Origin of the sequence: Sulfitobacter sp. W074 (assembly GCF_025142275.1) — a bacterium.
GTDB lineage: Bacteria > Pseudomonadota > Alphaproteobacteria > Rhodobacterales > Rhodobacteraceae > Sulfitobacter > Sulfitobacter profundi.
In genome coordinates this window covers 831,474-844,607 of the sequence record NZ_CP081130.1, presented here as the reverse complement: position 1 = coordinate 844,607, position 13,134 = coordinate 831,474, and the positions used below count along the sequence as shown (strand labels likewise).

Genomic DNA, 13,134 nt, shown 5'->3' with positions numbered 1-13,134 from the left:
CCTCAATTGAGGGCACCCCGGCCCCGAAGGGCCGGGGCGTGGATCAGTCGCTGCCGTGCACGGCAATCTGCGCGTCGGGCGCGGGGCGGAACTTCCACTGGATGGCAAAGATCAACGCCGCTACCGCGATGCCGATGAGGTCGGTCACCAAACCGCCCGCGATCATGCACAGCGCGGCAAGGATCAGACCCAACCGGATGAACCACGCGGCCCTGCTGCCCGCAAACCAGCCCTGCATCCCCGAAGACAGCAGATAGACCCCAAAGATCGCCGTGATGCCTGCGCGGATCACCTCGAACCATGTGCCGTCCATCAAGATCGCGCCGTTGTAGAAGAACATGAAGGGCACGATGAAGGCCGAGATGCCGATCTTGAACGACGCCACCGAGGTCTCCATCGGGTTGGCGCCCGATATCCCCGCTGCTGCATAACTGGCCAGCGCCACGGGGGGCGTGATGGCCGAGACGACAGCGAAGTAGAAGACAAAGAAGTGTGCCGTCAGCAGCGGAATACCCAGTTGCACCAGACCCGGTGCCACGACCGAGGCCGCCACCGCATAGGCCGCCGTGGTGGGCATGCCCATCCCCAGCAGGATCGCGATGCACATGGCGAAGAACAGCGCGAGGAACTGGCTCGCCTCGGCCAACCCCAAGAGTACCGAAGAGAAACGCGCGCCAACGCCGGTCAGGCTGATGACGCCAACGATGATACCGGCACAGGCACAGACCGCGATGATCTGGATCGACATGATCCCGGCAAGGTCAAAGGCTTTGACAATGCTGCGCAGCCCCATACGGAAGGGGGTGAACCACGAGACAACCGCCGCCGCCGCCGTCGCCAGCGTGCCCGCGCGGATGATCGAATAGCCCATGAACAGCGCATAGATCAGGATGATGATCGGGATGAACAGGAACACCCGGCGCAGCATGTCCTTGAGCTTGGGCAGTTCTTCGGAGCGCATGCCGCGCATGCCCAGCTTGGCCGCTTCGAAATCCACCATGAAGTAGATCGACACGAAGTAAAGCACCGCCGGGATGATCGCGGCGACGGCGATGTCGGTGTAAGGGATGCCCGTGATCTCGGCCATGATAAAGGCACCTGCGCCCATGATCGGCGGCATGATCTGCCCACCGGTCGAGGCGGCGGCTTCGACCGCGCCGGCGGTGCGGGCCGGGTAGCCGACTTTCTTCATCAGCGGAATGGTCAGCGAGCCTGTCGCCACCACATTGCCCGCCGAGGTGCCGTTGATCATGCCCATGAGGCCCGAGGCAAAGATCGCAACCTTGGCCGGACCGCCGCGCGAACGGCCAGCGGCGGCAAAGGCGAAGTTGACGAAATAGTCGCCCACTTTCGAGGCCTGAAGGAAGGCCGCGAAGATGATGAACAGGATGATATAGGTCGAAGACACCGCCGTGGTCGGCCCAAGGATGCCGGCATCGGTGTAGACTTGGCTAAAGAACCGCGTCCACTGGATGTTGGGCGCATTCAGGAAGCCCGGCAGCATGTCCCCCACAAAGACATAGATGAGGAAGATGCCTGAGATCACGATCAGTGCCAGCCCCGCCACGCGGCGCGTTAGTTCCATGATCAACGCGGTGCCTGCGACAGCGGCGATGGAGATACCGATGGGCGCGAAGGGCGTGCCCGTCGAGTTGCGCATCAAGGTGCTGTACATGGTGATCAGATAGATCGCCACGGCGATGCCACAGACCGACAGCAACAGATCCGCAGGCGAAACCTGCCCCCGCTCACGGCCCCGCAGCCAACCGACGACGATGCCGATGGCCGTCGCGCCCACCAGCGGCAGACCGTAGTGGTAAATTTCAAGGTTCTTGAACTCGGGGCTCATGCCGTTCCACTGCACCCCGGAGTTGATCTGGCTGGCGATGCCCCAGGCAGTCCAAATCGAATAAAGCGCCGGGATCATCGCAGCCCATGCCACGAAATCCAGCGGGTGGCGGCCCTGCCCGGTGCCTTCGTCGACAAAGCCCCGCGCGGAATAGAGGGTGAAGCCAAGGATCAGCGCGCCCGCAATGTGCACGATGCGGAAGTTCCACGTCTCCATCGGGAAGGTCGGCAACAGCGGGAGGCGGATGCCGGTCAGCTCACCGATCGACATGCCGTTGAGTGCCGCCATGTGGAAGAAGGCATAGATCGCCGACATCGCCGCGACGACCAGATAGGTGCGCCCGGTGAATATGCGGCGGTTGCTTTCTACCGGTTCGTCATCGACCCCTTCGGCGACAATCGGGCCCTGAGGGTCGGCGCTATGCTGGTCTGTCATGGAGGCTTCCTTTCCCGATATCTGCGCGGGATCTGTCCCGACAATCAGGCGGGATGATGGCAAGATGCCGCCCCGATTAGGGACGGCATGCACGTTTGTCTAGGCGTTTGCTTAGTTGCCGTAGATCATGTCGTCAGAAATGTCGGCATCCGCGTTCTCTTTGAACCACGCCGCCGCACCGGGGTGCCATTTCAGAACTTTGTTCTTGTCCCAGTTCTCAGGCAGGGAGGACGCAGCCGCCTTGTGAATGCCCTTCATCCGCTCATTGTCGGACATGACCACATCCACAGCCGCTTTGACGAAGGATTCCGGCAGATCGCAGTTGGCGATGGCGAAGTTCCACATGGAGACCGATCGCGCATCTGCTTCAAGCGTGGTGTAGGTGCTGGATGCGATGTCGAACTGAGATACCGGGAATTCTTCGAGCAGTTTGGCCTGCTCTTCCTCGGTGAACTCGATGATGTTCACATCCGTCTGCACTTCGAGCTGGCTGACCGCGGGGACCGGCACGCCGGCAGCAAAGGCGATCACGTCCAGCAGACCGTCCTGCAACTGGCCGCCCAGATCGGTCCAGCCGCCGTTGCGGCGCTCATACTCGACGCCCAGCGTGTCCATCATGCGCGGGAAATAGGTGTCGGAGGTGGAGCCCGCCGGACCAAAGCCGATCTTGGCGCCCGCCGGAATGTCAGCCACGGTTTCGATGCCCGAGGACGCAAGCGCAGTCACCGAGAAAGGTGTCTGATACATCGGGAACATCGCGCAGGCTTGGGTCATTTCCAGACCGGGTGCGATGGGGTTGGTGCCAGCCAGCGATTCCGCTGCCGGACCCATCGTGGTCATGCCGAAGGCCGCCTCGCCGGTGTGGACCAGCGCCATGTTCTGCATCGGACCGCCGGTGACTTCGCCGCCGCCTGTCAGGCCCAGTTCTTTGGCCACAAGGTTCGCCCAGCCGGAGCCATAGGCGAAGTAGGTGCCGCCTTGGCTGGCTGTGCCGACGGTAAAGCTGCTGGGCCAGTCGGATTTATCAACGTCCTGAGCGGCGGCAGCGCCTGCCAGAATGGTGCTTGCAGCGAGGATTGCTGTGAATTTCATGTCTCTCTCCCTTGGTTGCTCTTAACGGGCGTCGGCACAGGGTGCCGCGCGCCGCTGCTGTATTCAGCTTGCCCGGCCAATTAACTGTACTCTGACATGCAGAGGCAAGACCGAATTTACCGCCAAGCGCGAGATGAGGAAGAAAGAGGCAGGCTACCGTTAGGTCAAAAACGATTTCCTTAGCGCTCGCCGCCCACCCTCCCTCTTCAGAGGGAAAGTTAGGGCAGCAAACAGTCCCTACCCCGCCGCAAAAGATACGCGGCGGGGCGGGAGGATTTCGGGCCGGGTCAGACCTCAATCACCACCTTGCCGAGGGCCTGCCCGCTTTGCAGCCGCGCATAGGCCTCGCCAACTTGGCCCAGATCAAAGGTCTTTTCGTCCAGCAAGGGTTTCACCGCGCCCTCATCCACCAACGTGGCGAGGTTGCCAAGGATCTGCCCATGTACCGCGCGGTTCACGTCGTGCAGCATCGGCAAGAGCATGAAGACCACGTGCAGGGACAAGCCGCTGAAGTGCGCCGGGGTCAGGTCGATTTCCGAAAGGGCCACGGTTGTCACCACATGGCCGTTCAGCGCAGTGGCAGCGAAAGAGTTGGTCAGATTATCCCCGCCGACGGTGTCAAACACTGCATCGAACCCGCGACCCTCGGTTTGCCCGGCCACATAATCTTCGATTTTCTGGGTCTTAAAGTCGATGGCCCGCGCGCCATAGCCTTCGATCACCGCAAGCTGGTCATCCCCGGTACCGGTCGAAGAAACCTCGGCCCCCAGATGCCGGGCCAGTTGGATCGCCAGATGACCCACGCCGCCTGCGCCGCCTTGGACCAGCACCTTCTGCCCTGCCCCGACGCCCGCCCGGTGAAGCCCTTCCCAAGCGGTGATGCCCTTCCCAAGCGGTGATGCCCACCAGCGGCAGGGCAGCCGCCTCGCGCATCGACAGCGATTTGGGTTTATGGGCGATCAGCCGCGCGTCGGCGCGCATGAATTCGGCCAAGGCCCCTTGCAGATCAGCCAACCCACCGGCGCAGCCATAGACTTCGTCACCAACAGCGAAACCGGTGACGCCTTCGCCCAGTTCTTCGATAATCCCGGCGAAATCCATGCCCAAAACGGCAGGCAGATCGGGCGACAGGGGCAGGTCTTTGCCCGCGCCCTTGATCATGGTGTCGATGGTGTTCACGCTCGTCGCTTTGACGCGCAGCACCACATGACCGGGGGTGGCCAATGGGCGCGGCAGTTCGGCTTCGACAAAGGGAGCATCAGCGCCGTAGCTGGTGAGGGTCATGAATTTCATCGGTCTATCTTTCGTTGAATGTTGCGTTGAGGCAGATATAGACCAGCGGGATACGCCAGATAATCCAGCGGGAGCTAAGTTCAGTTTCTTGATATTAAATACAATATAAGCCACCTGTATGCTGGCCCTGCGGATAGCCCGCAGCAAGGACAGCCCCATGGACATCGACAACCTGCGCCTTTTCGTCATGGCTGCCGAACGGCTTAACATCTCGGCCGCCGGGCGCGCCTTGGGGATGGCCCCTGCCGTGGCCAGCGCGCGTTTGGCCAAGCTTGAACAGGAACTCGGGGTTGAGCTTTTGCGTCGCACCACGCGAAAGGTGTCGCTGGCGCTGGATGGGTCCGACTTTCTGCCCTATGCGCGGGAGATACTGGCGCAGGCCGATGCCGCGCGGGCCATTCTGGGCGGGACCAAGGCGGGGCCGAAGGGCATTTTGCGCTTCGCCGCCCCCAGCAGCTTTGCCCAACGCCATATCATGCCGTTGCTGCCAAAGTTTCACGAAACCTACCCTGAGTTGACCCTCGATCTGCGCCTCTCCGACACCCGATTTGACGCGATCGAAGGCAGTTTCGACCTCGCCCTGCGCAGCGCGCCTTTGACCGACAGCAGCCTGCGGGGGCGCAAGCTGGCCGATGACACCCGCGTTCTCTGTGCCGCGCCGTCCTATGTGGAGACCTATGGGATGCCCGACACCCCTGCCGACCTGCGGGGTCATCACTTTATCGCATGGGGCGATCTTGAACCGCGCGCGCTAATCGGGCCGGAGGGCGAGGCCGCCACGCTAGCCCCCAGCGAGATGACCTGCCGCGTCATCATGGACGATGGCGACGCCCAGCGGGAGGCGACACGCGCGGGGGCTGGCATCTCGGTCAATTCGCTGTGGAGCGTGGCGGATGAACTTGCCTCGGGCCAGCTGCTGCGGCTACTTCCGGGCTGGCGGATGAATGACCGCTCGGTGCTTTGGCTGGTCTACCCGCGCTCGAACGTGCTGACCCCCAAGACGCGGTTCTTCATCGACTTTCTGATCGCCCACCTTGGCAACCGCCCCGATTGGCGCGATTGAGAGGGCCCGGCGTGCGCCCTAGAAGCTGTGCCAAACCCCGACTTTGACCTTGGTCACGCTATCGGTGAATTCATGGGACAGGCCGAACTCCAGAAAGCTGTTCTCGGACACTTTGACCACATGCGAGGGCGCGAAGGCCAATGTGTCATCGCCGTCAGTGGGGGCCGCAAATTCCAGCTTGAAAATCGACAGGTTGCCATTGGCGTGGTTGATGCCAAAGGAACTGTCGATCTTACCCAGACCTTCGCCGTCTTCGTAGAGTGCATAGGTGCTTTCCACCCCTAGCCAGCCGTTGCCCCATGCGCCCGACACCGGGCGGCCCCATGACAGGCCGGGCCGCAAAGCCGCCACCGCGCTGCCATCGCGCTCGGCCCAGCCAAGACCAAGTTCAGCGGCGAAAACGTTGTCCCCCTCAGGTGCCCCCAATGGATAGCGCAAAAAGGCGATGGCGCTGACCTGACCGGCGTCTCGGCTTTTGCCGATGTCGAGACCGAAGGTCAGTTTCTCGGTGACACCGTATTCATAGTAAAACGCGCCGTAATCGCCGAAGTCGGGGCCATCTACCGTCGTTTCATATGACAGCGTTACAAAGCTTTTGTCCTCGCCCCGTGGCCAAGCCGCCGAAGTCACCTCGCTTGCCGGCACGGTCAATGCCGCAAAGGCCGAGAGGAAGGCGAGGCCGGACCATATGCGCCGCGTGGATTGTGTGGGCATCTGTGCTGTTTTGGGCATGATAAGTTCCGCTTAATCAAGGCCGCGAGGGGCTGCGCGATGAGGTATTAGGCGATCGACCGAATGAAATCCGCCAGCTTTAGCGGTTTGAACGGTTTGTGCAGAATGTAGTCGGCCCCAAGGGCGCGAAACTTCTTTTCCGATTCCGGCGAGGTTTTGGCGGTGCACATCACGATCTTCGTGTCGTCCAAATCCGCATTGGCCCGCGCACAGCGCAGCACCTCCATGCCATCGGGGGGCGGCATCATCACATCCAGCATGATCACGTCGAAAGACTGGGTTTCCATCGTGGCAATCGCGTCCAGCCCGGTGGCCGCGAATGTCGGTTCGATGTCATCTTCGGTCATGATCGCAAACTCGATCAACTCGCGGATGTCATCCTCGTCATCGACGAACAACACTCTCATGCCGCCCCCCCCTGCTCGGACGTGGCACCAGTATCACGGGCGAACCGCACGTAGAATGTTGTGCCGGGGTTTTCGTCTCCGTCTTCTTCAGAGCGCGTCTCAAAGCTTATATCGCCATCTTGTCGCAACACCAACTCCCGCGTGATGGCCAAACCCAGCCCCGTGCCATTCGCTTGGTTTTCGCGAGAATGCACAGGGTCAGCGAACCTTTTGAACATACGATCATGCGCGGATCTAGGGATGCCCGGCCCCGCATCGCAGACATAGAACGTGACCCATTGGTCGTCCACCTCGGCGCCGATTTTTACCGTCCCGCCGCGCGGCGTATATTTTACCGCGTTCGAGATTAGGTTGGAAAAGATCTGCTGCATGCGCACGGTGTCCACCTGCACATAGGCCTCTTGCGCCGCGTTTGGCCCTGCGTGAATGTCCAGTTGCACATCGCGGTTCACCCCATAGCCGGTGTTGGCGGCAATCGCCTCTGACAGCACTTCCGACACCGCGACCCGCTCGGCTTGGATGCTGAGTTGGCGTTGGTCGATGGCCTGAAGGGTCAGGATGTCATTGACCAGCACCAAAAGCCGGTCGGCGTTGCGGGTGGCCATCGACAACAGTTTGCCCGCGTTCTTTGGCATGGTATCGCCAAAGCGGTCATGCAGAATTTCAAGCGACCCGGCAAGGGATGTAAGCGGGGTGCGCAATTCGTGATTGACCGAGGTGACAAAGGCCGTGCGCGCCGCCACCAGACGCTCTTCGGCAGAGATATCCTGAAGCACGTTATAGGCGATATAATCCCCATGCAGATGCAGTTTCATCACCCGGCATTGCACCGCCACACTCTCGTTCTCTGCCGTGGGGATCTGAACGCGGTGAACGGCCACGTCTTCGTCCATCTGCGAGAAGGGAGGGACCATGCCGCGCAGCTTTTGAACGGCATCGATATCCGATGAGACGCCCATCAGTTGCCGCGCCTTGCGGTTGGAGCGGTGCAGCTTGTTGTTGTCATTGTAGACGATCAGCCCGTCGCCGACATTCTCGAAAATCGCGTCGAATTCGCTCTGCGCCACACGAATGCGCTCGCGGTCGCGTTCGGAGTTGCGCAGGGCCTGCGCCAGTTGGGTCGACTGCCGTCTGGCGCGGATCGCGGCGTTGATCACCGTCAAGAACAGGATCGTCGCAAGGCCCGCAAACGCCACCGTGCGCTGCCAGTAGCTTTGCATGACCGCCGCTTTGCTGCGCGTCACGTCGATATAAAGGTCAAGCGCCGGGATCTCCTTGCGCGCGCGGAACACCGGCGTGTCGGGGTCACGCTGGGGCCGCCCCGAGGCAAAGGCGCGCTCTCCGTTGGAGGTCACCACCTCGACGTACATGTCCTGTTGCAGCCCATCCAACGCAAGCAGTTGGGAGTAGTAGTCCTCGCCCAAGGACGACGCCAGCACCCCGCGCCCTTGACCGTCGATGCCGATCAAGGGCCATGCAATCGGCGTCAGCCGCCGCCCTGTGGCGCGCGATACGATAGGCACCCCGACCGTGTATTCATCAACATCAAGCCCGATCGCTGCCTGAAAATAGGCCCGGTCCCCAAGGTACTGCCCCATCAGAGGTTTGATCGTGGCCCAAAGCACGACCCCATCCGCACCGATCAGCACCAGCGCATCGACCTGTTTGGTCTCTTGCACGGCGGAATTCATCAACGCGCCATATTGCGCTTCGAATTGATCCGGGTCGCTCAGACGCGCGGTCGACAGCTCGTCGATGAGCCCCCACATCCGCACATTCGCAACCGAAAGGGAGGCATCGACCGCCTGCTCATAAAGCTCTGCGAAATGCTCCAGCTCCACTTCCGCACGGGTCGTGGCGCGGTTGTAGTCGGACCACGTGAGAAACGCGAGCCCAACGAAATAGATCAAAACGACCGTTGAGATCAGTCCCCAAAACAGGGTTTGCGAGCGCGAGGAAGGCTCCGCGTCGACTTTGTTGGTGGGCTCAGTGCTGACCATTCCTTGGCAGATGTCCTATATCGTTGGCGGCAAGGCAGATTGTGCCCGTCGCGCCTGTTTTTCCAGCACTTTCGACGCCCTGAATGCCCCGCGCAAGCGACGTGGCGACAGCCGCGTCGGAGGGCGGTACGACACAGGCACTGACGCTCAAAGGACGGGATGTCCAGCCTTCTTTCACAGAGGCCGACGCCTCTGCCACGGCAGAGATAAACTGCTGGGCCCGCGCTTCAAGCTGCGCGTGATCGGCATGAAGCGAGCCGTAGACGAACAGGTCATCCTCCCAATGGGAAAAACCGTCCCGGGCGGGGATATCGACCTTGCCAAAAAGCCCAGCCACAAGGTGCTGAAGCTCTTGCCGCTGGCCACGCGCCGCGTCTGCTTGATCGCGGTCACCGTCGATCCTAAACACGATCAGGCCAAGGTCTTTTTGCATCGCGGGGGACAACGACATGAGGTTGCCCTGAAAGCCGCCCTTGCTGCCAAAAAGGCTGGGCACCGTGGCCTCTGAGAAGCTCTGCACGGCACGGCGGCGCGCGCCCCGGTTTTCGCCCGACCGGCGGCGGTCCAACTCTGATTTCAAGCGCAGGCAACTGCGCATTCGGGCCTGAAGCTCAATCTGGTTGAAGGGTTTGGTGACATAGTCATTGGCCCCTGCCATGAAGGCTTCGGAAAGGGAGCCCATATCTGTCCGGCTGGTCAGCATAATGATCGGCACATCGCTCCATCTGTCTAGGGCGCGGATACGGGCACATAGTTCGATACCATCGATATCGGGCATCATTATGTCCATCAGGATCAGGTCTGCGGCGGCCTCATCGCTTTCGATCGCGTCAAGTGCCGCGCGGGGATCGATGAAGCTGACGACATCGTCGAACCCAAGCTCCGAAAGCGTGGCATTGATGAAATCCTGCGCGATGTCCGAGTCGTCGACTGCGATAATTCGTGGGCTCATGATTTTAATTCCACTCGTTAATTCTTTCAAAAACAAGCCATTGGCTGTTTTGAAAAACCTCCTCATACCCCGGCAGCTGCAATAGTCTCAGCTGCGGGAACCTGCGCAGAATTCTGTCTGCTGTGATCTGCCCCTCGGCCTGCCGCGGGACCACGATATAGTTTGTCCGCGGCACGCCCCCCTCAAGCGCCCAGTCGTAGGCAGGCTCTCCGGCGATCACCAGCCGGTCTATATTCCCCAAACCGACCACGATCTGGGGATTTTTTTCAACATCTACCATAATTTCAGACTTGTCGCGCAAGAATGAAACAACTTCCTGCGTGGGGCGCGACGCTGCGTTCTCTTTCCCAAGCATTGCATTGGTCCAAACGCGGGTTTCGTTATGGGCGACATGGCGCATGACAAGCGCAGAGGTCAGCAGCGACAGCGCCATCAGGGTGATGGCAATGGGTTCGCGCAGTGGCAGGTTGGGCCAAAAGCGGATCGCGGCGACCAAGACGCCCAGCATGGGCGCCAGCGCCATGGCCGGATCGCCTTCGACGTGGAAGAATGTGTTCAGCGTATACCCGCCCAGCACAGCGCCTACGGCGGCCAGCAGCGGCATGAACAGCCGCGGGATCAGGATGTTGCGCAGGATCGCGACAAAGGCCGCGGGGCCAAGCCCGGCCAGAATGACCAAATGCTCGCGCAGGGTCAGCGGCGTCGCGGTTTCCGACAAAAGCGGGACAAGGCGGCTGTCGAAGATCATGCTGACAAACATCAGCGACCCCACGGCGGCAAGCACCGGATAGAACATCGCCACAAGATACCCCGTGGAAGAGGCCGCAATCATGCTGGGCCGCGCCGCCACGATCATGAAGGGCATCGCCCCCAGGCAGAGCATCAGACCGTAGCTGTCCGAAAGCGCCACCACCAAAAGCCCCACGGCCACTTTCATCATGTCGGGCGCGTTGCCGGTCAGCCGCAGATTAACGATGCCGCGCGCGAACAACCATGTGCCCAAGATACAGAACATCGTTTCAGGCCCATCGGCCAAGGCGCGTAGGAAAAAGGGGTTCAACGCCAGCAGAAGCACGACCAGAGCCGCAGTCACACCCGAAAACTGACCCGTATCGCGCAGATTGAGGAACCACACAACCAGCAGCCCCGCCCCCACCAGCGCAGAGAGCACGAAGGGCACTGGCACCTGTGTGTCAGGCAAGACCGCCTGCCCCAACAGTGACAGCGCATAGGGCACGGGCGGGTAGAAGGCATCCGTCGCCTTGAACTGCACCGGCCCGTCGATCTGCACGATGGACTTGGCCCAGAGGTCGGTCACATCCATCGACATAAAGCCATGCGCCTCGGTCCAGCCAAGGCTGAGCAAGAGCACCAGCGCCAACACGACAAAGCCAAAGGACCAAGAGGCGGCGCGGATCATTGCGTGGCCTCCGTCGCTTCGGCGCTGGCTTCGGCGACCTCATTGGCGGTGTGTTTGGACAGGCCGTGCTGGGTCTTCTCCCAGTAGAACGGGTTGAAGATCAGTTGCGACAGCGCCTTGTAAGAGGCCACGGTCATCAACACCCAATAGCCCACCACCGTGATCCCCCAAGGGGCCAGATCGGTCCATCTGCGCCGGAAGGGCGCGACCATCGTGAGGTAGATCAGCAGCCCATTGCCCGCCAAAAGGTTGACCAGCGAAAGATACAGCACCGGCAGCGGGAAATAGGGGGTGATCACCTCGGTCCCGAAGATCAGCCAAATGGCAAAGATCGACCAGAACACCGGGTTCAACAGGCCCGACAGCACCGTGCCCCCGATGAAGAAGATAAAGCCAAAGACCCCCGCACTGCCGACCGATTGCCACAGGTGAATCGGTCTGCGGCTGTGCACAAGGAAGGTCTGCATATAGCCCTTGATCCAGCGCGACCGCTGGCGCACCCAGTTCGGGATCGAAACATTGGCCTCTTCAAAGGTCGTGGAATCGATGACGCCGACGCGGTAGCCCTTTTGCGTCAGACGAATGCCCAGATCGGCGTCTTCGGTCACGTTGAAGGGATCCCATGCGTTCAACTCGCGCAGCACATCCATGCGGAAGTGGTTCGAGGTGCCCCCAAGCGGGATCGGCACGCCCAAACGCTCCAACCCCGGCAGCATCAGGTCGAACCACAGCGAATAGTCCAGCGTGAACATCCGCGTCAGCCAGTTTTCCCGCGCGTTGTAATAGTTCAACCGGCACTGGATGCAGGCGGTATTGGGCGCGGATTGGTTGAAGGCGGCGATGACCTTTTTCAATTGATCCGGCTCTGGCTTGTCCTCGGCGTCAAAGATCACGAGGAAATCGCCCTGCGCATAGCGCAGCGCAAAGTTGCAGGCTTTGGGCTTGGTCTGCGGGTGGGAGGCCGGGACGCGGATGATCTCAAACACGCCTTCGAGGTCGAGCTTGCGCGCCGCGTCGATCGTCTCGTGGTCACCTTCCTCCAGCACGATCTTGATGTCGAGCTTGGCCAGCGGATAGTCGAGGTTGCGCAGCGCTTGGGCAAGGATCGGCAGCACCTCAGGCTCGCGGAACATCGGCACTAGCACGGTATAGATCGGCAGGTCTTCGTCGCGCAGCAGCGATGCCTCAGCCGCGATGGCCCGCGATGAGGTCTCCTGCGCGGCACCGCCCAGCCAGACAAGCAGCGCCTTGAACAAGAAGTTTCCGGTGTAGAAAACGGTCAGAAAGACGTTCAGCACGATCAGCGTGATCACCGGCGAAAACGCGAGCCCCAGCAACAGGGCCGAGACCAAGAGGTAAATCACCAAGATCTGCGGCGGGGTCACCACATTCTGCGCCGACATATCCGGGTCAAGCTCTGCCAGAGCAAAGACCGCTTCATGGGAATGTTTCTCCCGGAAAGCGCGTTGTAGCTGCCATGACACATCGAAATGCGATGCCACCACGATGGTCACGCCGGTGCCGTAGACCTCGCGGATGTGCAGCAGTGTGCGCGGCCCGGGCCGCGAGGTGGCCACCGTCAGGGTGCCATCCTCTGCCCGGCCAATCGGCACCGTCATAAACTGGTTCATCACCACCGGATCATACCGCCGGATCAGATCATCATCGGCGCGGTCTTCGATCAGATCGACCAGCGTCAGCCCATGGTAAAAGGCGATCTCCCGGTAGAGTGTCTGCGTGGTCAGCCAGCGCCGCGACAGTAGGACCTTGACCAGAGAGACGTTCCAGTCTTCGGCCAAATCCTCTGCCGCGTCGAGCTGTTCAGCCGTTAGCGCACCACGGTCAAGCAGCAGCGAACCAATGGCTTCGCTTTCGGCATCCAACGCCACGG

Annotated in this window: 11 protein-coding genes; 1 reads left to right on the top strand and 10 read right to left on the bottom strand. The window is 61.1% G+C overall.

What is annotated here, in order from left to right; translation table 11 throughout:
• Nucleotides 1–43 precede the first annotated feature (43 nt).
• The 4 genes from K3762_RS04060 to K3762_RS04045 form a co-directional block, all read right to left on the bottom strand.
• Nucleotides 44–2,284, bottom strand: a complete 2,241-nt coding sequence (locus tag K3762_RS04060) for a TRAP transporter permease (protein WP_067630892.1) — start codon at nt 2,282–2,284, stop codon at nt 44–46.
• Between the two features lie 111 nt (nt 2,285–2,395).
• Complete coding sequence (locus K3762_RS04055; RefSeq protein ID WP_120350392.1) at nt 2,396–3,376, bottom strand: TAXI family TRAP transporter solute-binding subunit; 981 nt, start codon at nt 3,374–3,376, stop codon at nt 2,396–2,398.
• 287 nt (nt 3,377–3,663) lie between these two features.
• Entirely contained in the window at nt 3,664–4,179 is a 516-nt protein-coding gene (locus K3762_RS04050; RefSeq protein ID WP_240791603.1) for a zinc-binding dehydrogenase, read from the bottom strand.
• A complete protein-coding gene (locus K3762_RS04045) occupies nt 4,109–4,669 on the bottom strand; it encodes an alcohol dehydrogenase catalytic domain-containing protein (protein WP_240791602.1) in 561 nt (186 codons plus the stop codon). The genes K3762_RS04050 and K3762_RS04045 overlap by 71 nt, the downstream gene beginning before the upstream one ends.
• Before the next feature lie 157 nt (nt 4,670–4,826).
• Between K3762_RS04045 and K3762_RS04040 the strand changes: the two genes are divergently transcribed.
• Entirely contained in the window at nt 4,827–5,732 is a 906-nt protein-coding gene (locus tag K3762_RS04040) for a LysR family transcriptional regulator (protein WP_132444969.1), read from the top strand.
• An 18-nt stretch (nt 5,733–5,750) separates the two neighbouring features.
• On the opposite strand, the gene K3762_RS04035 is transcribed toward K3762_RS04040, so the two are convergent.
• Genes K3762_RS04035 through K3762_RS04010 form a run of 6 tightly spaced genes read right to left on the bottom strand, consistent with a single transcriptional unit; the run spans nt 5,751 to nt 13,132 of the window.
• The gene (locus K3762_RS04035; RefSeq protein ID WP_240791601.1) at nt 5,751–6,464 is read right to left on the bottom strand and encodes a hypothetical protein; all 714 of its coding nucleotides are present in this window, start codon (nt 6,462–6,464) and stop codon (nt 5,751–5,753) included.
• 47 nt (nt 6,465–6,511) lie between these two features.
• Nucleotides 6,512–6,871, bottom strand: coding sequence for a response regulator (locus K3762_RS04030; protein ID WP_067630899.1), 360 nt, complete (start codon nt 6,869–6,871; stop codon nt 6,512–6,514).
• Nucleotides 6,868–8,871 carry an ATP-binding protein gene (locus tag K3762_RS04025; protein ID WP_260011684.1) on the bottom strand — a complete coding sequence of 668 codons (2,004 nt, stop codon included), beginning with the start codon at nt 8,869–8,871 and terminating at the stop codon, nt 6,868–6,870. Before K3762_RS04025 ends, K3762_RS04030 begins: the two co-directional genes overlap by 4 nt.
• Nucleotides 8,858–9,823 (bottom strand): PleD family two-component system response regulator, encoded by a 966-nt coding sequence (locus K3762_RS04020; protein WP_132444965.1) that lies wholly within the window; start codon nt 9,821–9,823, stop codon nt 8,858–8,860. The genes K3762_RS04025 and K3762_RS04020 overlap by 14 nt, the downstream gene beginning before the upstream one ends.
• Before the next feature lie 4 nt (nt 9,824–9,827).
• Complete coding sequence (locus K3762_RS04015) at nt 9,828–11,243, bottom strand: hypothetical protein (RefSeq protein WP_132444963.1); 1,416 nt, start codon at nt 11,241–11,243, stop codon at nt 9,828–9,830.
• Nucleotides 11,240–13,132, bottom strand: coding sequence for a glycosyltransferase family 2 protein (locus tag K3762_RS04010; RefSeq protein WP_132444961.1), 1,893 nt, complete (start codon nt 13,130–13,132; stop codon nt 11,240–11,242). Before K3762_RS04010 ends, K3762_RS04015 begins: the two co-directional genes overlap by 4 nt.
• Nucleotides 13,133–13,134: the final 2 nt, after the last annotated feature.